Raw genomic sequence first — 23,248 nt, 5'->3', positions numbered from 1 at the left:
TAAGGTTAATTAGAATACCGGAGGGAAAATATAGTGGCTAAATATGGCGATCCTAGCTTAAAGGTTTTTACGTTAAATTCAAACAAAGGTCTTGCGCATGAGATAACTGAACATATAGGTGTACCTATGGGAAAAAGTTCTGTTACTCGTTTTAGTGATGGGGAAGTACAGATTAACATCGAAGAGAGTATTCGTGGTTGTGATGTCTATCTTATTCAATCTACTTCTGCTCCGGCTAACGAACATATCATGGAACTTTTGATTATGATTGATGCGCTGAAGAGAGCTTCAGCACGAACAATTAATGTTGTATTGCCTTACTATGGTTATGCTCGTCAAGACCGAAAAGCACGTGCTCGTGAACCGATCACAGCTAAGCTTGTGGCAAACCTTATTACAACAGCTGGTGCAACAAGAGTTCTTACTCTTGACTTACACGCTACCCAAATTCAAGGATTCTTTGACATCCCTGTAGATCAGTTAATGGGTGTACCGATTTTAGCTGACTATTTTTCTGAAAAACAACTTGATGATATTGTCATTGTTTCCCCAGATCATGGTGGGGTAGTACGTGCTCGTAAAATGGCTGATCGCTTAAAAGCTCCAATTGCCATTATTGATAAACGCAGACCAAAGCCGAATGTTTCTGAAGTTATGAATATTGTCGGAAACATTGAAGGGAAAACAGCGATCATCATTGATGACATTATTGATACAGCTGGTACGATTACACTTGCGGCTAATGCATTAGTCGAGCATGGTGCAAAAGAAGTGTATGCGTGCTGTACGCATCCAGTATTGTCAGGTCCGGCTATGGAGCGCATTAACAATTCCAAAATTAAAGAGCTTGTCGTAACAAACTCTATTGTTTTAGAAGATGAGAAGAAGAGCGAAAAAGTAACTGAGCTTTCTGTTGCAGCGCTAATGGGTGAAGCGATTATCCGTGTGCATGAACATGCGTCTGTAAGTACATTATTTGATTAAGTTAGCCGGGTAAATTGCTAAAAAAAGGTTTAAATACTCTTTTTAAGGGAACATATGATATAGAGGATTTAAATCTAATTTGAGGTGATTACTATGGCAACTGTTTTACAGGCAAATCCAAGAGATGACCTTAGAGGGTCAGCTACGAGAAAGATTCGCAAAGAAGGGTATGTTCCTGCTATCTTGTATGGTAACAAAATCGAAAGTCAACCAGTTGCTGTCATGAGTGTTGATCTACTCAAAACAGTTAGAGAAGTAGGGAAGAATGGATTGTTCTCGTTAGATGTAACAGGCAAAAAGAAGCATCAAGTCATGATTCATGACATTCAAATTGATCCTCTAAAAAATGAATATACACATATTGATTTCTTTGAAGTAGACATGACATCTGAAATTGATGCAAATGTTCCAGTAAGATTGACGGGTGAAGCTCCTGGAGAAAAAGAGGGAGGAATGGTTTCACACTTATTGTATGAAGTAGGTGTGAGATGTTTACCTGCTGATATTCCAGAAGAGATCACAGTCGATGTGTCTAGTCTAAATATTGGTGATTCTATTCAAGTAGCAGACATTCGTTCACAAGTCTCCGTTGATATAACGAGTGAAGATGAAGAAACGATTGTTACGGTACAGCCACAAGCTGCTGAACAAGAAAATGGCCAGGCTCCAAAAGAGCAGGCTGAAGAGGCAGAGGAAGCTGAAGAAGGTAAGTCTGAAGAAGAATAAGGACAAAGGTGTCTCAAAAGGTATGATATGCCTTTTGGGACACCTTTTTATAGAGGAATTAAGATCCAATTGGAGAACCATACTACAGTAGAAATAAAGTTCAAGGGGATGTTGAAGTGAAACTAGTTGTTGGCTTAGGGAATCCAGGACCTAAATATGCCGGAACTCGTCACAATGTCGGTTTTGATTGTATTGACTATTGTGCGAAGCAAGTGGGAATAGAGTTAGATCAATCAAAGTTTAAAGGTGTATTTGGAAAAGGGATGATCAATGGTGAGAAAGTTATTCTTCTAAAACCACTTACATATATGAATTTGTCAGGAGAAAGTGTTCGGCCATTAATGGACTATTTTAATATCGATGTAGAAGACGTCCTAATTATCTATGATGATATGGATTTACCAGTAGGGAAAATCAGACTACGTCAAAAAGGAAGTGCTGGTGGTCATAATGGAATTAAATCACTAATTCAACATTTGGGGACGCCAGAATTTAAACGTATTCGAGTCGGAGTAGACCGCCCGCAAAATGGAGAATCCATTGTGAATTATGTTCTAGGTACGTATCGACCAGAAGAACGAGAGCATGTTGAACAAGCCATAATCCACTCTTCAAAAGCGGTTGAAGCATGGACGACAAAGACTTTCCTTGAAGTTATGAACGAATTTAATTAAAATCGTATAGAGAGACTTTTTGCTGTTAATAATAATGGGTACTTAATATAGCAAAAGGAGGCTTTTGCCTTGACTATCCATTATCAATGCCGTCATTGTAAGACAAATCTTGGCGCAATTGATCAGCAAATGCAGTCTGAGTCATTAGGTTTCAATCATTTAACAAACGACGAACGAACAGATATGGTATCATATCATTCAAATGGAGATATGCATGTAAATGCAATCTGTGAGGATTGTCATGAAGCGTTAACGAGAAACCCAGACCTATATGAGTTGGATCATCTTATTCAATAATTTAAGGATTAACAAAGCTTTGGTTATTAACCAAAGCGTTTTTCTGTTATGTCATGCAGGATTCTAGTCATGAAGAAAGAATAGAGAAAAGAGAGTAAGAATATAGTAGGTAAGAGGAATTGAGCTATATATAATACTGAAGGTGAAGAATTAACAGGGGGAACATCATGTCAGGATTGCAACAATATTTACGTACTAACGATGAGATAAAAGCGGTTTCAGATAGTTTAGAAGCAAATATGAAAGAACAACTTATTTCAGGTTTAACAGGATCGGCGAGAACGTTGTTTATGTCATCGATCTACTTAGAAACGAAAAGATCGATGCTAGTTGTTACTCACAATTTGTTTCAAGCACAAAAGCTTTATGAAGATTTAGTAGGACTTCTATCGGAAGAGGAAGTTTTGTTATATCCAGTTAATGAATTAATTTCTGCTGAAATTGCGATAGCAAGTCCAGAAATGAAGGCGCAAAGAATTGATGTATTAAATAAGCTCACTCAATCATTTCAAGGGGTTATTATTGCCCCATTAGCAGGAGTGAGACGACAACTTCCACCAGCGCAATTGTGGAGAGACTGTCAAATTGCTATTGAAGTTGGAACAGATATAGGTGATATTTCTTCATTGCTAGAAAAGCTTGTTATGATGGGTTTTCAACGAGTAGATATGGTCGCTGCGCCGGGAGAAGTGAGTGTGCGTGGAGGCATTATTGATCTGTATCCATTAACGGAATCAGACCCAATAAGAATTGAGTTGTTTGACACAGAAGTTGATTCCATTCGAACGTTTGAAGTGGATAATCAGCGCTCAAAAGAAGAACGAAAGAATATCATTATCGGACCTGCTCAAGAAGTTCTCTTACATAAAGAGCATTATCAACAAGCAGCAAACCGTTTATCAGAAGGCCTAACAACGACTTTGAAAAAAGTGAAGGCGAAAGAAACGAAAGAAAAATTATCACAACATATTTCTTATGAAATTGGACAACTGAAACAAGGATCCACGTTTCAAGGAATGTATAAATATATGTCACTATATTATGAAGGGCAGCATTCACTTTTATCGTATGTTTCGGGTGATACGGTTGTTGTCATGGATGAGATTTCAAGGGTTAAAGAGATTTCTGATAATTTAGAGAAGGAAGAAGCGGAATGGAACACGGCATTGCTTGAGCAAGGAGAAATTGTTCATGATGTCTCGATGTCTGTTCCGATTTTTGAAGTGCTTAAACAATCTCCTTTATCGATTGTCTATTTGTCCCTTTTCCTAAAGCACGTGGCAGCAACAAATCCAGAAAATGTGATGACGATTTCATGTAAATCGATGCAACAATTTCACGGTCAAATGGAGCTTCTTGTATCTGAAGTCAACAGATGGCTTAAAGGCAATCAAGCTGTTGTATTTCTTGCTGCTTCCAAGGAACGTGCTAACAGGCTTTCGCTGAACTTAGAAGATGAGGGAATCGATACAAGAATTATTGAACAGGCTACCGAGCTAGTTGGTGGCAGAGTACAGATTGTTGTCGGTAGCTTGCAATCAGGGTTTGAACTTCCATCAAGTAAGCTCGTCGTTATTACTGAGGAAGAAGTGTTTGCTAAAAAGCAGTCAAAAAGGCCACAACGCAAGCAAGCTATCTCTAACGCTGAGAGAATCAAGAGTTACTCTGAGCTTAAGGTTGGCGATTTAATCGTTCATACGAATCACGGAATTGGAAAATATCTTGGTGTTGAAACGCTTGAAATCAATGGCTTGCATAAAGACTATCTTCATTTACGTTATGCAGGAAATGACAAGCTCTACGTCCCTGTCGAGCAAATTGATCAAGTTCAAAAGTATGTTGGCTCAGAAGAGAAAGATCCCAAAATATACGCCCTTGGTGGAAATGATTGGAAAAAGGTAAAGAAAAAGGTTCAGTCATCGGTAGAAGACATTGCTGATGATTTGATTAAGCTTTATGCAGAACGTGAAGCAAGTGTTGGGTTTGCATTCTCAGAAGATAACAATGAACAGGCTGAATTTGAATCATCTTTTCCATATCAAGAAACGGAAGACCAAATTCGTGCTATATCAGAAATTAAAGAAGATATGGAAAAAACCCGCCCAATGGATCGACTGTTATGTGGAGATGTCGGCTATGGTAAGACGGAAGTTGCTATTCGTGCTGCTTTTAAAGCAATTATGGATGGGAAACAAGTAGCTATTTTAGTACCAACAACCATTTTGGCCCAACAGCATTATGAAACAATCAAAGAAAGGTTCTCGGACTTTCCGATTAATATTGGTGTATTAAGTAGGTTCCGTTCTAAAAAAGAACAAACAGAAACATTAAAAGGAGTAAAGGCTGGATCAGTTGATTTGATCGTTGGGACCCACCGCCTTTTGTCAAAAGATGTTGTGTTTAAAGATTTAGGTTTACTGATTGTCGATGAAGAGCAGCGTTTTGGAGTAACTCACAAAGAAAAAATTAAACAGTTAAAAGCAAATATTGATGTTCTTACATTGACAGCAACTCCGATACCAAGAACGTTGCATATGTCAATGCTTGGCGTGCGTGATCTGTCTGTCATTGAAACGCCGCCTGAAAATCGTTTCCCTGTTCAAACGTATGTTGTCGAATATAATGCTGCATTAATTCGTGAAGCTATTGAACGTGAAATGAGCCGAGGTGGGCAAATTTATTTTCTTTATAACCGTGTAGATGATATTGAGCGAATGACAGAACAATTAGGCATGCTCGTTCCTGATGCTCGAATTAGTTATGCTCATGGGCAAATGAATGAGCGTGAACTAGAAACGATTATGCTTGAATTTTTAGAAGGAAATAGTGATGTGTTAGTGACAACAACCATTATTGAGACAGGCGTCGATATTCCAAATGTAAATACGTTAATTATTTATGACGCTGATAAAATGGGACTATCCCAGCTTTATCAAATTCGAGGACGAGTCGGTCGTTCGAATCGAGTTGCGTATGCATACTTCACGTATCAACGCGATAAAGTACTAACGGAAGTAGCAGAAAAACGATTGCAAGCAATTAAAGAGTTTACAGAGCTTGGTTCTGGTTTCAAAATTGCGATGCGTGATTTAACGATTCGAGGTGCAGGAAATCTCTTAGGTGCTCAACAGCACGGATTTATCGAGTCGGTCGGATTTGATCTCTATTCACAAATGCTAAAAGATGCGATTGAAGAACGAAAAGGGGATAAGCCGAAGGAGCCTCCTTTCCAAGTTGACCTTGATGTCAAAATTGATGCTTACATTCCGGAGTCATATATCCAAGATGCGAAACAAAAAATTGAAATGTATAAGAGATTCAAAGGTGCGGAATCAGCTAGTGATTTAACTGACTTGAAAGACGAGATGTTCGACCGTTTTGGTGAATATCCTACGCAAGTGGACTTCCTTCTTCGTTTAACACATATCAAATTAATCGCTAATGAAGAAAAAGTTGAACAAATTACAGAAACAAAAGATCAAATTGAAATGATTTTATCAGAAGAGACCTCTAAAAATATGGATGGGGCGAAACTGTTTGAAGTATCTCATAAATTAGGGCGAGAAATTGTTTTAGGTACAGCAGGAGATAAAATAAAATTTGTGATTAAAACAAAATCTTTAAGTGATGAGCAAGTGTTGCTCTTTATTGAAAAGTTACTTCAGGGGCTTCAAGACGCGAAAAAGTAACAAGTATTTGCCTCGTTTTTCTAGATAATGGAATAGGTGGGTTATTTAGCCTATCAAACAAATTCATGAATTGGTGAATAGTTCTTTTTTTACGAAAGATACTAGTGATAAGAAAAGAAATGGTTATTTTCTTACCACTTACCATCAAGTGAATACATCATTAGAAAGTGAGGCAATACAGTATGAAAGCTACAGGTATCGTACGTCGTATTGATGATTTAGGACGGGTTGTTATCCCGAAAGAAATCAGGAGAACACTTCGAATCCGAGAAGGAGATCCTCTCGAGATTTTCGTTGATCGTGATGGCGAAGTGATTTTGAAGAAGTATTCGCCTATTTCGGAGTTGGGTGATTTTGCCAAGGAGTATGCGGAAGCACTTTATGATAGTTTAAATCAATATGTGCTTATTGCTGACCGCGATACTTTTATTGCGGTTGCAGGAGCATCGAAAAAAGAGTATGCCAATAAAGGCATCGGTGAAATTGTTGAAAAAGTTATGGATGAAAGAAAAACGAAGGTGGAAACGACAGCAGGAGAACATAATCTCGTTGGTGACCACACGGATGAATTAAAAGGCTATGTAGTTACACCTATTATTGCGAATGGGGATCCAATTGGTGCTGTTGTGATTTTTAGTAAAGAGCAGGAGCTTTCGGGCACAATTGAACAGAAGCTCGCAGAAACGGCAGCAAGCTTTTTAGCTAGACAAATGGAACAATAAATTAAAATTGGTTAAAGCTCGTCTTCTTTTGGAGGACGGGCTTTTTATTGCAGTAAAGGAGCTATTGACACATTACAAAATTTGTCTTTGTTATGATAAGATGATGGAGAGAAAGGTGAGAATCATGTGAGAAATAAAGATTTATTACAAGGGGTAGCCATCCTTTCGGCTGCCGCATTGCTTGCTAAAATACTTAGTGCTGCTTACCGGATTCCGTATCAAAACTTATCTGGTGACATGGGCTATTATGTCTATCAACAAGTCTACCCTCTTTATGGGATTATCATAACACTTTCGATGTATGGTTTTCCTATTGTTTTATCAAAGCATCGAGCAGAATTATTGGCAGTTGGGAAGAAAGAAGAAGCGAGAAAGATAACGAGCTTACTTTTTTATGCATTATTCATAGTAGCAGCATTAAGTTGGATATTTTTGTTTTTCCTTGCTCCTATGATTGCTGAAATGATGGGTGATAAGAATCTTGTTAGTCCAATTCGGGCAATGAGCTATGTTGTTTTTTTGCTGCCATTTTTAAGTGTTGGACGAGGATATCATCAAGGGGAAGGGGAATTGATTCCTACAGCAGTTTCCCATATTGTTGAACAATTTGTAAGGGTTGTGCTCATACTAGGTTTTACATATTTTTTTGTCGTAGCAGGCTTTGATGCTTATCAAATTGGTTCTGGTGCAGCATATGGTTCCTTCTTTGGCGGGTTAATCGGAGTCATTGCTTTGCTTTTATTAACGAAGGCTGTGTGGATGAAAGAACTCCTACAACCGAACAAGCTTAAAGGTCGAAATCTTTTCAAGCAGAATTGGAGTATGTTCAAGCATAGCTTATTTATTTGTTTAAGTGCGCTTATGTTTGTACTCATACAACTTGTCGATGCGTTTACAATTGTCCAGCTTTTGCAAATGAGTGGAGTACAACCTGAAGCAGCCTTTAAAGCGAAAGGGGTCTATGACCGTGGTCAGCCTCTTATTCAGTTAGGGACGGTGTTAGCAACAACCTTAACATTGGCGTTAGTTCCTTTGCTCTCAAAAGCCGTCACAGAAAATGAAATGCATATGGCAAAAAAATATCAAAATCTGTCCTACCGCTTGGTGTTTTTAATAGGGGGAGCTGCAACTGTAGGTCTGGTCATCATTATTGAGCCGACCAATCATATGCTTTTTACAGATACTACAGGCACAGATGTATTGGGTGTGCTTAGTATTGCAATAGTACTTAGCTCGTTTTTTGTGACCCTTTCCGCCGTATTACAAGGATATAATTATACATATGTACCAGCGATTGCAGTAGGAGTAGGTGCTGTAACAAAATTAGGATTAAACGTCTTATTTGTCCCGATTTTTGGAACAATAGGAGCAGCTTGGTCAACTGTCGTTGCGATGTTGGTGATGATTATCTATTTGGTAATGTCTTTAAAAAGAAAGAGACAATTGTATGTTGGTCCTTTTTCTCCCTATGTTCGTATTGGAAGTGTTTTAGTGATGATGGGACTTCTGACTTCAATATGGAAAAGGGGGATAACAATCGTCCTGCCACTGGAAGATCGAGGAATGGATACGATTATTGCTCTTTCGTCAGCGGGAGTTGGTGGCATCGTGGTCGTTTGCTGTTTGTTTTTGTTACCTATATTCACTGAAGAAGAGTGGAATAAGATTCCCAAATTAAATAAAGTAAGGGCACGCTTTGTAAAAAGGAGAAGGTGGAAGTGAAAAAAATTAATATTATCGGCTTAGGTGCTGGTGATCTTGAACAAATGCCATTAGGGATTTATCGTCACCTTAAGAAAGAACCGCTCGTTTATACGCGAACCAATGATCATCCGGCTATAACGGAACTTGAAAAGGAAGGTGTTAGGTTTCAATCATTTGATCATATATATGAACAACATGATGAGTTCCATTCTGTCTATGCAACAATTACAGAAAAGCTAATGCAACAGGCAGAAGAAAATGAAGTTATTACATATACGGTCCCTGGTCATCCTCTTGTTGCAGAAAAAACCGTTCAGCTTTTGTTAGAAGAACAGAGGAACGGAAAGGTTACAGTAGAAATCTTAGGGGGACAAAGCTTTTTAGATGCCATGTACACCTCCTTGCAAATTGATCCAATTGAAGGTTGTCAAATCGTTGATGGAACTGCACTTAGAAGAGATGAGCTTGAACTAAACCACCATATTATTATTGTTCAAGTGTACGATGCATTGATTGCATCTGATGTTAAGTTAACATTAATGGAGCGACTTCCAGATGATTATGAAGTGACGATCGCTACAGCTGTTGGTTCTTCTGAGGAACAACTAATAAAGGTTCCGTTATATGAATTAGATCGTGCAACAACATTGAATAATTTAACAGCTGTTTACATCCCGCCTGTTCAAAAGGAGCAAGATTTGTATGGGGAATTTTCCAAGCTTCGTGAAGTCATTGCAACACTACGAGGTCCGAATGGCTGCCCATGGGATCAAAAACAAACACATAAGTCATTAAAAAAATACTTTGTCGAAGAAGTTTATGAAGTGTTAGAAGCTATTGACGAGGAAGATGATGAACATTTGGTAGAAGAGCTTGGAGATGTTCTTCTACAAATTATGCTCCATTCACAAATTGGAGAAGATAATGGCTACTTTTCCGTACGAGATGTCATTTCAAATGTGACAGAAAAGATGATTCGAAGACACCCTCACGTATTTGGAGAAGTAACGGTTGAAAATGCAGATGAAGTAGTGAGTAATTGGGATGAGATTAAAAAACAGGAAAAAGGAAAAGAAGCAGAATCAATTTTATTATCAATTCCAAAAGGGTTACCTGCTTTAATGGAGGCAGAGAAGCTACAAAAGAAAGCGGCAAAGGTTGGCTTTGATTGGGATGACGCCGCACCGATGTGGATGAAACTTCAAGAAGAGCTTGGGGAATTCATGATTGAGATCAAAGCAAATGATCCTGAAAAAATGCACAAAGAACTAGGGGATATTCTTTTTGTCGTTGTCAATCTTGCTCGGTTCTACAAGATTAATGCAGAGGATGCGTTACAAAGCACGAATCGAAAGTTTAAAAAGCGTTTCGGTTATATTGAGACAGCTTTACAGGCAGAAGGAAAAAATATTCTTGAAATGACATTAGAAGAGCTCGATCAAAAATGGGAAGAAGCCAAACAATTTGATTCTAAATAGGGGGAATATGCTATGCGTTTAGATAAATTTTTAAAAGTCTCAAGATTAATCAAACGTCGTACGTTAGCAAAAGAAGTGTGTGATCAAGGGAGAATTACAATAAATGGTCAGGTAGCTAAAGCTGGTTCAGCGGTGAAGGCAGGAGATGAATTAGTCGTTCGCTTTGGTCAAAAACTTGTAACGGTTCGAATTGATGATGTCCGTGAGGTTGTAAGAAAAGATGAAGCTGCTACGATGTATACTATTATTAGTGAGGCACCGGTATCATAAGTAACAAAAAGAGATAGCTTGTTCTAATTTGAATCCCTTTCTCATACACTGCTATGAAAGCATATGGAGGAGGGATTTTTGGATGGATCAACATTATGAATTTGGTACACCAATGGGACGTGAACGACAAACAAACGACCACGATGTCATCCTAAAAGGAAGAAGGCAATTAGATATTACAGGTGTGAAACAAGTGGAGAGTTTCGATAATGAAGAATTTCTTTTGGAAACAGTAATGGGCTTCTTATCTGTACGAGGTCAAAACTTGCATATGAAGAACTTGAACGTCGAGCAAGGGATTGTTTCCATTGAAGGGAAGGTATATGATTTAATTTACCTTGATCAAAATCAACAAGACAAATCAAAAGGTTTTTTCGGGAAGTTATTTAAGTGACGCTGACAGTGCAATTCTATACGATGTTATCAATGGCTGCAATGGGCGTGTATATGGGTGCAGCTATTGATACGTATGGACGATTCACTCGTAAACGAAAAAAACCTTCTTTCAATTGGATCGTTGCTTGTAATGATGTATTGTTTTGGCTCGTACAGGCCCTCATCGTTTTTTATGTCTTGCTGCAATCAAATTATGGCGAAATACGCTTTTATATTTTTTTAGCTTTAGTATGCGGGTTTTCTGCCTATCAAGCTTTATTTCGAACCTTTTACCAAACGTTACTTGAGCGCACAATTGAGAAAGTTATCCAATTATATCGAATAACTATAAAACTTTTTACAATATTATTGATCAACCCTGTTAAGTACTTATTGAAACTCCTCTATTCCTTATGTATTATGGTATTAACAACTTGTTTGACAGTTCTGTTGTTCTTGCTTCGCCTCATTTGGAGACCAATAAAATGGGTGTTACTCCTTCTTTATAAATGGACAGGGCTACACAAACAAGTAAAAAAAGCAGAACCCATTTTACGTAAAATAAAGGGATTTTTCCAATCAATGAGGAAGAAGAAAGAATAAGGGGTGATGAATGATGGTCACAGATCGTACGTCTAGAGTGAGAGAGATGGATAAATCCTATATCCAGCAACGAGAGCAAGAACTAGAAATGGCGGCAAGAAAGAGAAGAGGTCTCTTTCGTAGGTTAAGTGTAATAGCCATATTCGTTGTAGCTTTAGGTAGTATTGCATGTGTGTCAATCTATACCCAAGCTTCTTCATTAGAGGAAAAAAGGCAAGAGCAAGTGGCGTTAGAAGAGGAACTCAAACAATTGCAACTCGAGGAAGCAAGGTTACGAGAGGACATTAAGAACTATAATGACCTTGACTATATTGCTGAGATTGCAAGAAGAGACTATTATCTAACGAAACCTGGTGAAACGTTGTTTAAATTACCTGAATCATCGTCAAATTGACACGTTTTTTTCTATTCGGGTATAATATAAAAAATGAACATTTTCAGATTTCTTAAGGAGGATCTATTTTTTCATGTCAATCGAAGTAGGCAGCAAGTTACAGGGTAAGGTTACAGGAATCACTCATTTTGGTGCATTTGTCGAGCTGCCGGGTGGTTCTACTGGCCTTGTACACATTAGTGAAGTCGCTGATAATTATGTTAAGGACATTAACGAATTTTTGAAGGTTGGGGACGAAGTAACAGTTAAAGTCGTAAACGTTGAAAACGACGGCAAGATTGGACTTTCCATTCGTAAAGCAGTTGATCGCCCTGAACGACCAGCAGCTCCTGAACGACCAGCGCGTCCAGACCGTCCTAGTCGCCCTTTCAACAATTCACAACGTCCAGGTGGCGGCCGTCCACAAGGTGGAAATCGCCCACAAGGTGGTCGTGGACCAAGACCCAACCAAGCACGTCCGTCTTTGTCATTTGAAGACAAAATGAGCCGCTTCTTAAAGGATAGTGAGGAGCGCATCTCAACATTGAAGCGTCAAACAGAATCTAAACGCGGGGGTCGAGGCGCCCGTAGAGGATAACTTGCTGCTCTAATGCGAGGGACATCTAGGTAGAGGATGGCTTACGTTTAAGTCATCCTCTTTTTAATGTTAGTAAGAATCATGAAATTTATTATTGACAATTGGTTGAGGTGTTAGTATACTAATAAATGTCGCTAGTGACAATTTGGCGGTGTAGCTCAGCTGGCTAGAGCGTACGGTTCATACCCGTGAGGTCGGGGGTTCGATCCCCTCCGCCGCTACCAAATACATAATTATAACCTGTACTCGTTGGAGTGCGGGTTTTTTTGTTTTGTCAAAAGTGGCCTCGGAACTACTTTTTTATCCTCACCTTTCTCCAAAGACTACAATAATCCATCATAATAATAGTTTCTATGTCAGATTCTTTATCTATTGCTACCTATTTTGGCCGAAAGAAGTCGAACGTTTTTTGGTATTCGTCCTGCGATTTTGACAAAAAATGAAGCTTCTATCTGTTTATAATGGGTACACGAATAAAACTAGGGTGGTGGATGTTGATGATTCAGAAGTTGACGAAAGAATGGACGGAACCCGCTGAAGAAGGAAGGACTTTACGGAGTAAGTGGACGGGCTTTGGTAAAGGAGTAACTGAAAAACTTGCTTCTGGTACAAAAGCGGCTATTTATCAATATGGTTTAATGGTCGCTATTGTTGGTTTCTTACTCGGGAGGGCAATGATCTTATCTGAACTTACGCCATTTGTCCTACCGTTTTTAGCGGCTATTTATATGCTAAAACGTGAGCGTGCACCAATAGCAGCCCTTTCGTTAGTTGCTGGGGCAATGACTGGATACCATGGACAAGTTGGTTTTGTGATTTTGGCCATCATTGCTTATGTGCTTATTCAAAAAGTAGTTGCCAAATACGTTCAAAATCCAACGAAAGCACTGCCTTATACTGTGTTTGGAGCTAGTATGGCAACACGGCTAGGAATTGTCTTTTTCTTAGAGGGGACGATTTCGAACTATGCTTTAATGATGGCTACTGTCGAAGCGGGGCTAAGTTTTATTTTAACAATGATTTTCTTACAGAGTGTTCCTATTGTGACATCTCGTAAAATGAAACAGCCACTTAGAAATGAAGAAATTGTTTGTTTGATCATTTTACTGGCTTCGGTTATGACAGGTACGGTAGGGTGGGTCATTTATGATATGACAGTTGAACATGTTCTGGCGAGGTATTTAGTTCTTGCTTTTGCTTTTGTAGGAGGTGCCGCAATTGGTTCTACTGTAGGTGTTGTGACAGGATTAATCCTTAGTTTAGCTAGTGTGGCAAGCTTGTACCAAATGAGTTTGCTAGCTTTCGCCGGTTTGTTGGGAGGTCTCCTAAAAGAAGGGAAAAAAGTTGGCGTTGGGATTGGGCTTCTCGTAGGGACACTATTAATAGGCTTGTACGGCGAAGGAGCAACACAAGTGTCCGTCACATTAATGGAGTCGATGGCAGCAATTTTAGTCTTCTTTTTAACACCTAAAAGTGTATTTACGAATTTGGCTAGGTATATTCCAGGTACAGTGGAACATTCAAAGGAGCAGCAGCAATATTTACGAAAAATTAGAGATTTAACGGCTGGTAGAGTTGAGCAATTTTCGACTTTGTTTCAAACGTTATCTAATAGCTTTCAAACCCCTGCTCAAATGTCTAATAGAGAAGATGCAGAAAGAGACGTTGACTTTTTCCTTAGCAACGTCACGGAAAAGACATGTCAGACATGTTTTAAAAAGGAACGCTGCTGGGTACAGAACTTTAATAAAACATATGATTCTATGCAACGTATTATGACTGAAACAGAAGAATATGGAGAAATAAAAGATCAGGTGCTTATGAAAGAGTGGAAAAAGGAATGTATTAAGCCTGAGAAGGTCGTGCAAGCAATTAGGAATGAGCATGGTCAATATCAAGCAAACCAAAAGCTTAAGCGCCAAGTGATGGAAAGTCGTCGGTTAGTAGCTGACCAACTGCTAGGTGTATCTCGTGTGATGGGGGACTTTGCAAAAGAAATTCAAAAAGAAAAAGCAGCTCATCATTACCAAGAAGAGCAAATGCTAGATGCCCTTCGTGAAGTGGGATTAGAAATTGGGCATATTGATATATATAGTTTGGAAAAAGGAAATCTTGAAATTGAAATGAGCATATCTTCTGACAATGGTCATGGTCAATGTGAGAAGGTCATTGCACCGATTCTTTCTGATTTGTTAAGTGAAACAGTCATTGTAAAAAAAGAGGAGGTAGGATTTTACCCGAATGGCTTTAGTCATGTATCGTTTGGGTCTGCGAAACAATTCGTAATAGACACGGGGGTGGCTCATGTTGCTAAAGGAGGGGCATGGGTATCTGGTGACTGCTACTCAACAATTGAGTTAGGATCTGGGAAATATGCCATTGCGATCAGTGATGGCATGGGCAATGGAGAGAGAGCTCACTTAGAAAGCAACGAAACATTACAATTGCTTCAAAAAGTTCTTCAATCTGGTATTGAAGAGACAGTCGCAATTAAATCGGTAAATTCCGTTTTGTCGCTTCGTACGACAGATGAGATCTTCTCGACACTTGACCTAGCGATGATAGATTTGCAGGATGCGACTACGAGATTCTTAAAAATAGGTTCAATCCCAAGTTTTATTAAACGAGGAAACAATGTAATAAAAGTTGAGGCAAGCAATCTCCCGATGGGAATGATTCAAGAGTTTGATGTTGATGTGGTAAGCGAACAGTTAAAAGCTGGTGATCTGCTTGTCATGATGAGTGATGGAATCTACGATGCTCCTAAGCATGTAGAGAATAAAGAAATGTGGATGAAGCGATTACTAAGTGAACTAAAAACGGATGATCCACAAGAGGTGGCGGATGTCATTTTAGAAAAAATAATCCGGAATGAACAAGGGAACATCAATGACGATATGACAGTGATTGTCGCAAAGGTTAAACGAAACACGCCGAAGTGGTCAGCGATTCCATTATATAAATCACCAAAACTAGTAAAGAAGAGAGGAAGAAAGTCTTCGTAAAAAATAGAAAATTGAATTGAAAAAAGATGACATCATTGACTAACTAACATTAAATTTTCAAGAAAGGGGTCCTTTTTTGGGAATTAGTAGGAGAGTTTTAAGAAAAAAAGGAAGGGCGTCTTTTTTGGAGGAATTAGTAGGATTGAGGGATGTGCAATGGCTCGGCGCGCCGTGCGCCTTTTGAGAAACCCGCTCAAAAGGCTTAAAAGAAAAACGGCGGCTCCGCTCATTGCAAGAGTTTTAAGAAAAAAGGGAAGGGCGTCTTTTTTGGAGGAATTAGTAGGATTGAGGGATGTGCAATGGCTCCGCGCGCCGTGCGCCTTTTGAGAAACCCGCTCAAAAGGCTTAAGAGACAACGGCGGCTCCGCTCATTGCAAGAGTTTTAAGAAAAAAGGGAAGGGCGTCTTTTTTGGAGGAATTAGTAGGATTGAGGGATGTGCAATGGCTCCGCGCGCCGTGCGCCTTTTGAGAAACCCGTTCAAAAGGCTTAAAAGAAAAACGGCGGCTCCGCTCATTGCAAGAGTTTTAAGAAAAAAAGGAAGGGCGTCTTTTTTGGAGGAATTAGTAGGATTGAGGGATGTGCAATGGCTCCGCGCGCCGTGCGCCTTTTGAGAAACCCGTTCAAAAGGCTTAAGAGACAACGGCGGCTCCGCTCATTGCAAGAGTTTTAAGAAAAAAGGGAAGGGCGTCCTTTTTTCTTAAAACTCTTCGACAAAGTTCCTCTTTACGTATAAAACCTCTGAGGCTAGTGAATGATGGTAACATCTGACTACTTGGAGGGGATGCAAAGTGAGTAAAGGTACGTTAAAACAGATTTTGCTGTTAACAGACGGTCATTCAAATCAAGGTGAAGATCCAGTCGCGATTGCAGCACTTGCTAGAGAGCAAGGAATTACTGTAAATGTAATTGGTGTCGTTGATGGGAATCACTTAAATGAACAAGGAATAGAAGAAGTAGAAGCGATTGCGATGGCAGGTGGCGGGGTAAGTCAAGTTGTCTATGCAAAGCAGTTAGCACAAACTGTTCAAATGGTTACAAGAAAAGCAATGACTCAAACGATTCATGGTGTGGTAAATAAGGAGCTATCGCAAATTCTTGGTGGAAACCAAGAGATGGAAGACCTTTCCCCAGCTAAAAGAGGTCAAGTAATGGAAGTAGTAGATGAGCTTGGTGAAACGATGAATTTAGATGTACTCATTTTAGTAGATACAAGTGCTAGTATGAAAAACAAACTACCGATGGTTCAAGAAGCATTAACTGATTTATCTATCAGTCTTACTTCGAGAATGGGAGCGAATCGCTTTGCTTTGTATTCATTTCCCGGGAAGAAAAAGGATATCGATAAGTTACTTGATTGGTCGCCGCAGCTTAATTCACTCTCAGGAATCTTTCAAAAGCTTTCTTCTGGCGGGATTACTCCAACGGGTCCTGCTTTGCAAGTTGCCCTGCAGAAATTTACGAAGTCAGGCTCAAGAAGGAGTTTGATGGCTGGTGATGAAGAACAGCTACTCGAAGAATCAGGTATGTAAATTACAATCTGGGGCCAAAGTTGTTGGGAAGTGGCATAGTCATCCTTATAAAATTATCCGTCCTCTTGGGGCAGGAGCGACTGGATCTGTCTACTTAGCTGATTCGGCTAAAGGTTTGGTTGCTTTAAAAGTGGGTATGGATAGTATGTCAATAACATCAGAGGTTAATGTATTAAAACATTTCTCGAAGGTTCAAGGACAAATTCTTGGACCTTCTTTGCTAGATGTCGATGACTTTGTTACATCAGAGGGGACCTTTCCATTCTATGTAATGGAATATTTAAAAGGGACTCAGTTTATTGAGTATATGCAAAATAAAGGGGCAGAATGGCTTGGTATTTTAATGATTCAATTACTTGGAGACTTGGACCGCTTGCATACAGCTGGCTGGGTATTTGGAGATTTGAAACCAGACAATGTCTTAGTCGTTGGACCTCCTGCTAGAATTAGGTGGCTTGATGTAGGGGGCACAACACTAGTTGGCCGTTCAATCAAAGAATATACGGAGTTTTATGATCGGGGTTATTGGGGACAAGGTTCTCGTAAAGCGGAGCCGAGTTATGATTTATTTGCAGTAGCAATGATGATGATCAATTGTGCCTATCCAAGTAGGTTTGAGAAGCAAGGCGAAAAAACATTTGCACAGCTGAAACAACGAATCGACGAAAAGGCATTGCTTATCCCATATCGAGACGTAATCTTAAAGGCTCTGCAAGGAAAGTATCATTCAGCTATAGAAATGAGAAAAGATATGGTTAAAGCTGTTTCAAAAAGTTCTAGCTATAAACATATTCCAGTAAAAGAGAAAATAAAGCAGAAAAGCAAACCAAAACAAGCGAAAGGATCACAAAAACAAAGTGTACAGAAAAAGGAAAAGAAATCCTCCTACTTTGTTGAAATCTTCCTGCTTTCCTCTTTTCTTCTATTAGCTTATATCCTATACTTATTTGGACAAATGATGTGAGGATGAAGGAGAAATGAAATGAATGCCGATCGGATGATGGATATGTGTTTGCTTGCTGGTGAAATCATGCTTACATATGGCGCGGAAACGTATCGAGTTGAAGAAACTTTGGAGAGGATGGCAAAATCAGCACAGTTTAAAAATGTCCATAGTTTTGTGACGACAACTGGGATTTTTCTTTCATTTGAAGATGATGGCAAGGGGGATGTCATGCAGATGATCCGTATTGATGATAGGCTGCAAGACTTAAATAAAGTGACCCTTGTAAACCAAGTCTCTAGAGAGTTTGTAAGTCGAACAATTACGGACGATGAGGCACTAAGAAAGCTTGAAGAAATAGCAAAAGCACCGATGAATTACCCTCCAATACTCCTGCATTTTTCCTCCGGGGTTGCTGGTGGTGCTTTTTCCTATTTGTTCGGAGGAAACTTATATGATACAATTCCAGCGTTTATCGCAGGGTTTGTTGCCAGTTGGTGCATCGTTATGATTCAAGACTATACAAAGGTTAAATTTTTTGCTGAATTCACGTCTGCATTTTTAGGTGGAACAGTAGCTATTTTTCTCGTTCTTCTAGGACTTGGAGAAAACCTAGATCAAGTCATTATAGGAACGTTAATGCCTTTAGTACCTGGAATTCCACTAACAAATGCTGTTCGAGATTTAATGTCAGGTGATCTTATTGCTGGTGTGAGTCGAGGAGCTGAAGCGGTCATAACGGCTTTATCGATTGCGACAGGCATAGCACTAGCGATCGCTCTATTTTTATAGGCGAAGGGTTCGGGAGGAAAAAATGATTATTGAATTAATATTTTGTTTCTTTGCTACAGTAGCATTTGGTGTCATATTTAATGTTCCAAAGCGCATCTTATGGATTGCTGGAGCGATTGGTGCCCTAGCCTGGTATATATATTCGGTGTTGCCGGCGTTTGGTATGTCAGATATTTTTGCTACAGCCGTTGCTTCATTTATTTGTGCTACTGTTGCCCATCTGTTAGCAAAAAAGTTTCGAGTTCCAGTTACAACTTTTAGTATTCCAGCAATCATCCCTTTAGTTCCGGGGAGTAGAGCTTATTTTACAATGCTTGCATTTGTAGATGGTGACTATTTAAATGGATTGCAATTAGGTATTGAAACAATGCTTAGGGCTGGAGGAATTGCCGCAGGACTTGTTTTTGCTTTATCTATTTTCTCCATTGGTAAAGGAGGGATTGGACAGCGCTATGAAATCAGACGTCCATAATTTTATAAAACGGCATCATCTATTTGAAGATTGTAGGCTTGTCATTGTTGCTGTTTCTGGCGGACCAGATTCCATTGCTCTTCTTCACTACCTCTGGTCGAATAAAGAACACTATCAAATTGAAGTCGCTGCTTGTCATGTTCATCACCAGCTCAGAGGGGAAGAGGCTGATGAAGATGCTCACTATGTTGAGCATTTCTGTCATGAGCGCGGAATATCTTTCTATCAGAGACGTGTAAATGTAAAAGAGTATGCTTGTAACAATAATATGAGTACTCAAGTAGCTGCTAGAGAATTGCGTTATTCTTATTTTGAAGAGCTCCTGTCGCGATATCCTAATAGTATTTTAGCAACAGGTCACCATGGAGATGACCAAGTAGAGACTGTACTTATGAGGATGGTTAGAGGAAGTCTCCCCTTAATTACATATGGAATTCCAGTCAAACGTAAAATTGGACAGAGTGTAATAATTCGTCCATTTCTAGGAATAACTAAAGATAAAATTGAGCAATATTGTATAGAAGAATCATTGCATCCAAGACGTGATTCCAGCAACGAATCGTTTGCTTATACAAGGAATCGTTTCCGACAAGAAATCCTCCCTTTCTTAAAAGAAGAGAACCCAATGGTTCATACCCATGTACAAAGGAAGAATGAATGGGAAACGGATGATCAAAGTTTGTTAATGGCTTTAGCAGAAGAAGCGAAATCTACTATTATTACAAATAAAAGTGAACGAAACGTTACAATTTCTCGTATCGCTCTTCTAAACATAGCCCTCCCTTTACAAAGAAGGGTGATTCATCTAATATTAAATTATCTTTACGGGAAAAATTCACCATTGATTACGTCTATACATATTGAACAAGTGCTCGAAATGCTTCAACATGGGAAACCATCAGCCGATCTTCATTTCCCAGACTCTACCCTCATTCGACGTGAGTATGATTTATGTCATTTTATGAAAGATCATACAAATGAGGTTGAACAAGTAGTCCAAACGCTGCCCATTCCTGGGAGTCTTTCAACGAAAACATGGATTATTGAGTCATATGTGACAGAGGATCAGGATATAGTTGAAAAGGACAACCAAATTATCTTGGATTATGATGTTGTCTCGGAGCCTTTACTTGTTCGAAGTAAAAAACCATCCGATCGCATGACGTGTAGGGGTATGGATGGGACGAAAAAAGTAGGACGACTGTTTATTGACAGGAAGGTTCCGAAACAAGACAGGGAACATTGGCCCATCATTATTGATGGTGAAGGACAAATTGTATGGGTGCCATTTTTACACAGGTCTAAAGTTGCCGATGTTGGACACGATACGAAAAAGGTATTAGTTTTAACAAGCTATAGGAACGAGAGATCTGATGAATAGTAGGAGGTTTGTTTGACATTGATAAGGGACGAGATTAAAGAAATACTTATTTCTGAGGAACGAATACAGGAAAAGTGTAAAGAGTTAGGGAAACAGATAACAGAGGAATATGATGGGAGATTTCCTTTGGTCATTGGTGTATTAAAAGGTGCTATGCCTTTTATGGGAGATTTAACAAAACGCATTGATACTCACATCGAAATGGACTTTATGGACGTTTCAAGCTACGGAGCAGGGATGGTTTCTTCAGGAGAAGTGAAGATTGTTAAAGATTTAGATACTTCTGTTGAAGGTCGGGATGTGCTCATTTTAGAAGATATTATTGATAGCGGTCTAACACTAAGCTATCTTGTGAAGCTTTTCCACTACCGAAAAGCCAAATCAGTGAAAGTAGTAACGCTATTAGATAAACCAGACGGAAGAAAAGTTGATCTCGTTCCGGATATGGCTGGATTCACGGTTCCTGATGCGTTTGTCGTTGGCTACGGACTCGATTTTGCAGAACGATATCGTAACCTGCCTTACATAGGAGTTTTAAAGCCAGAAATTTATGAGAGTTAATGTTTGTGAACGAAAGAACAATTATGGTACGATAAACAAAGCTGTATTGTCGTGGGAGGAGGTCAAGGATGAATCGTATATTCCGTAATACTATTTTTTATTTACTTATCTTTCTCGTTATTATTGGAATTGTAAATGTCTTTAGTACTGATCAAGCGCAAGTTGAAAACGTTACGTTTACTGAATTTACTGAAAGACTTGAGCAAGGTCAGGTTAATGAGCTTTCTGTTAAGCCAGTAAGGCAAGTTTATTTAATACGAGGACAATTTACTGACCAACAAGAGGGAGAGTATTTTGAAACATATGTCCTGCAAAGTGAGCAAACTGCAGACCTGCTATTTGGACCTGGAGGAGCTGCTGGTGGCTTTGATGTCGATGTTCAGCCTGCTGATGAGACAAGTGGTTGGGTTACATTCTTTACATCGATCATTCCTTTCATCATTATCTTCATCTTATTCTTCTTCTTATTGAGCCAAGCTCAAGGCGGCGGTGGCCGTGTCATGAACTTTGGAAAGAGCAAAGCTAAGCTAGTAAGTGATGATAAGAAGAAAGCGAAGTTTAAAGATGTTGCAGGGGCCGATGAAGAGAAGCAAGAACTTGTTGAAGTTGTTGAATTCTTGAAAGATCCACGTAAGTTCTCTGCTATTGGTGCACGTATTCCAAAAGGGGTTCTTTTAGTTGGACCGCCAGGAACGGGTAAAACATTGCTTGCAAGAGCAGTTGCTGGTGAAGCGGGCGTACCGTTCTTCTCAATTAGTGGTTCGGACTTCGTTGAAATGTTTGTTGGTGTCGGTGCTTCTCGTGTACGTGATTTATTTGAGAACGCGAAAAAGAATGCACCATGTATTATCTTTATTGACGAGATTGACGCAGTTGGTCGTCAACGTGGAGCTGGACTTGGTGGCGGACACGATGAGCGTGAGCAAACATTAAACCAGTTGCTTGTTGAAATGGATGGTTTTAGTGCAAATGAAGGGATCATTATCATCGCAGCGACAAACCGTGCTGATATCCTAGACCCTGCCTTATTACGTCCGGGGCGTTTTGACCGTCAAATTCAAGTTAACCGTCCAGATGTAAATGGCCGTGAAGATGTCTTAAAAGTACATGCTCGTAACAAGCCATTAGATGATGATGTTGATTTAAGAGCAATTGCAGAACGAACTCCAGGATTCTCTGGTGCAGACCTTGAGAATTTATTAAATGAAGCTGCTTTAATTGCCGCAAGAAATAATAAAACAAAAGTAAATATGATTCATGTTGAAGAAGCGATCGATCGCGTTATAGCTGGACCTGCGAAAAAGAGTCGTGTCATTTCACCTAAGGAGAAGAATATTGTTGCTTGGCACGAAGCTGGACATACGGTTGTAGGTGTTAAGCTTGAGAGTGCTGACATGGTTCATAAAGTTACCATTGTCCCAAGGGGTATGGCTGGTGGTTATGCGGTTATGCTTCCTAAGGAGGATCGTTACTTTATGACGAAACCTGAGTTGCTTGACAAGATTATCGGACTACTCGGAGGGCGTGTTGCTGAGGAAGTTCAATTTGGTGAAGTAAGTACAGGGGCTCATAATGACTTCCAACGAGCAACGGCAATTGCTCGTAAGATGGTGACAGAGTATGGAATGAGTGAAAAGATGGGGCCAATGCAGTTTGGTTCTGGCAATTCTGGTGGGCAGGTTTTCTTAGGCCGAGATATTCAGAATGAACAAAATTATAGTGATGCATTCGCTCATGAGATTGATCTAGAAGTACAGAAGATTATTAAAGAGTGTTATGAACGTTGTAAACAGATCTTGACTGAGAATAAGGCAAGTTTAGATCTTGTTGCAGAGACATTAATAAAGCTCGAAACACTTGATGCAGAGCAAATTAAATCGTTAATTAACGAAGGAAAGCTTCCTGATAACCATCATACAAATAAGTATTTAGATGGGGGCAGTGAGGCGGATATGAAGGTGAATATCAACTCTAAAAAGGATGAAGATACAACTCCGGAAGAGGTTGATGAAAAGAAAGATGAGGAGCCTTCTGCTGAAGATAAGAAAAAAGATGAATAATAAACAGGGGA

Annotated in this window: 21 protein-coding genes and 1 tRNA gene; all 22 read left to right on the top strand. The window is 39.4% G+C overall.

Annotation, left to right across the window (positions count from 1 at the left end; translation table 11 throughout):
* Positions 1-33: 33 nt before the first annotated feature.
* The 22 genes from MF646_RS19315 to ftsH all read left to right on the top strand — a co-directional run bounded on the left by MF646_RS19315 (position 34) and on the right by ftsH (position 23,237).
* On the top strand, positions 34-984 hold the full coding sequence (locus tag MF646_RS19315) for a ribose-phosphate diphosphokinase (protein WP_250098136.1): 951 nt from the start codon (positions 34-36) through the stop codon (positions 982-984).
* A 93-nt stretch (positions 985-1,077) separates the two neighbouring features.
* Positions 1,078-1,710, top strand: a complete 633-nt coding sequence (locus MF646_RS19310) for a 50S ribosomal protein L25/general stress protein Ctc (RefSeq protein WP_250098135.1) — start codon at positions 1,078-1,080, stop codon at positions 1,708-1,710.
* A 116-nt stretch (positions 1,711-1,826) separates the two neighbouring features.
* Positions 1,827-2,384 carry an aminoacyl-tRNA hydrolase gene (pth, locus tag MF646_RS19305; RefSeq protein ID WP_250098134.1) on the top strand — a complete coding sequence of 186 codons (558 nt, stop codon included), beginning with the start codon at positions 1,827-1,829 and terminating at the stop codon, positions 2,382-2,384.
* A gap of 69 nt (positions 2,385-2,453) precedes the next feature.
* Complete coding sequence (locus MF646_RS19300; protein WP_250098133.1) at positions 2,454-2,681, top strand: anti-sigma-F factor Fin; 228 nt, start codon at positions 2,454-2,456, stop codon at positions 2,679-2,681.
* 167 nt (positions 2,682-2,848) lie between these two features.
* The gene (mfd, locus tag MF646_RS19295) at positions 2,849-6,370 is read left to right on the top strand and encodes a transcription-repair coupling factor (RefSeq protein ID WP_250098132.1); all 3,522 of its coding nucleotides are present in this window, start codon (positions 2,849-2,851) and stop codon (positions 6,368-6,370) included.
* 182 nt (positions 6,371-6,552) lie between these two features.
* A complete protein-coding gene (gene spoVT, locus MF646_RS19290) occupies positions 6,553-7,092 on the top strand; it encodes a stage V sporulation protein T (RefSeq protein WP_250098131.1) in 540 nt (179 codons plus the stop codon).
* A 126-nt stretch (positions 7,093-7,218) separates the two neighbouring features.
* A complete protein-coding gene (locus MF646_RS19285) occupies positions 7,219-8,814 on the top strand; it encodes a putative polysaccharide biosynthesis protein (protein WP_250098130.1) in 1,596 nt (531 codons plus the stop codon).
* Positions 8,811-10,274: a bifunctional methyltransferase/pyrophosphohydrolase YabN gene (yabN, locus tag MF646_RS19280; protein WP_250098129.1), complete on the top strand. Its 1,464-nt coding sequence runs from the start codon at positions 8,811-8,813 to the stop codon at positions 10,272-10,274. Before MF646_RS19285 ends, yabN begins: the two co-directional genes overlap by 4 nt.
* 12 nt (positions 10,275-10,286) lie before the next feature.
* The gene (locus tag MF646_RS19275; protein WP_250098128.1) at positions 10,287-10,544 is read left to right on the top strand and encodes an RNA-binding S4 domain-containing protein; all 258 of its coding nucleotides are present in this window, start codon (positions 10,287-10,289) and stop codon (positions 10,542-10,544) included.
* An 82-nt stretch (positions 10,545-10,626) separates the two neighbouring features.
* On the top strand, positions 10,627-10,938 hold the full coding sequence (gene yabP, locus MF646_RS19270) for a sporulation protein YabP (RefSeq protein ID WP_250098127.1): 312 nt from the start codon (positions 10,627-10,629) through the stop codon (positions 10,936-10,938).
* Positions 10,935-11,522, top strand: a complete 588-nt coding sequence (yabQ, locus tag MF646_RS19265) for a spore cortex biosynthesis protein YabQ (protein WP_250098126.1) — start codon at positions 10,935-10,937, stop codon at positions 11,520-11,522. The genes yabP and yabQ overlap by 4 nt, the downstream gene beginning before the upstream one ends.
* A gap of 13 nt (positions 11,523-11,535) precedes the next feature.
* Positions 11,536-11,916 carry an FtsB family cell division protein gene (locus MF646_RS19260; RefSeq protein WP_250098125.1) on the top strand — a complete coding sequence of 127 codons (381 nt, stop codon included), beginning with the start codon at positions 11,536-11,538 and terminating at the stop codon, positions 11,914-11,916.
* Positions 11,917-11,989: 73 nt separating this feature from the next.
* Complete coding sequence (locus tag MF646_RS19255) at positions 11,990-12,493, top strand: S1 domain-containing RNA-binding protein (protein ID WP_250098124.1); 504 nt, start codon at positions 11,990-11,992, stop codon at positions 12,491-12,493.
* Between the two features lie 147 nt (positions 12,494-12,640).
* Positions 12,641-12,717, top strand: a tRNA-Met gene (locus MF646_RS19250).
* Between the two features lie 273 nt (positions 12,718-12,990).
* Positions 12,991-15,498: a stage II sporulation protein E gene (gene spoIIE / locus MF646_RS19245; protein WP_250098123.1), complete on the top strand. Its 2,508-nt coding sequence runs from the start codon at positions 12,991-12,993 to the stop codon at positions 15,496-15,498.
* Positions 15,499-16,287: 789 nt separating this feature from the next.
* The gene (locus MF646_RS19240) at positions 16,288-17,028 is read left to right on the top strand and encodes a VWA domain-containing protein (protein WP_250098122.1); all 741 of its coding nucleotides are present in this window, start codon (positions 16,288-16,290) and stop codon (positions 17,026-17,028) included.
* Entirely contained in the window at positions 16,994-17,992 is a 999-nt protein-coding gene (locus tag MF646_RS19235; RefSeq protein ID WP_250098161.1) for a serine/threonine protein kinase, read from the top strand. Before MF646_RS19240 ends, MF646_RS19235 begins: the two co-directional genes overlap by 35 nt.
* Before the next feature lie 18 nt (positions 17,993-18,010).
* On the top strand, positions 18,011-18,763 hold the full coding sequence (locus MF646_RS19230) for a threonine/serine exporter family protein (RefSeq protein WP_250098121.1): 753 nt from the start codon (positions 18,011-18,013) through the stop codon (positions 18,761-18,763).
* 22 nt (positions 18,764-18,785) lie between these two features.
* Positions 18,786-19,235, top strand: a complete 450-nt coding sequence (locus tag MF646_RS19225) for a threonine/serine exporter family protein (protein WP_250098120.1) — start codon at positions 18,786-18,788, stop codon at positions 19,233-19,235.
* Positions 19,216-20,616 (top strand): tRNA lysidine(34) synthetase TilS, encoded by a 1,401-nt coding sequence (gene tilS, locus MF646_RS19220; protein WP_250098119.1) that lies wholly within the window; start codon positions 19,216-19,218, stop codon positions 20,614-20,616. The genes MF646_RS19225 and tilS overlap by 20 nt, the downstream gene beginning before the upstream one ends.
* A 21-nt stretch (positions 20,617-20,637) precedes the next feature.
* On the top strand, positions 20,638-21,177 hold the full coding sequence (gene hpt / locus MF646_RS19215; RefSeq protein WP_250098160.1) for a hypoxanthine phosphoribosyltransferase: 540 nt from the start codon (positions 20,638-20,640) through the stop codon (positions 21,175-21,177).
* A 68-nt stretch (positions 21,178-21,245) separates the two neighbouring features.
* Positions 21,246-23,237 carry an ATP-dependent zinc metalloprotease FtsH gene (ftsH, locus tag MF646_RS19210; protein ID WP_250098118.1) on the top strand — a complete coding sequence of 664 codons (1,992 nt, stop codon included), beginning with the start codon at positions 21,246-21,248 and terminating at the stop codon, positions 23,235-23,237.
* The last annotated feature ends 11 nt before the right edge of the window (positions 23,238-23,248 follow it).

The organism is Halalkalibacter alkaliphilus, assembly GCF_023555415.1.
GTDB classification, from domain to species: Bacteria; Bacillota; Bacilli; order Bacillales; family Bacillaceae_D; genus Halalkalibacter; species Halalkalibacter alkaliphilus.
This window is presented reverse-complemented; position numbering and strand designations above follow the sequence as displayed.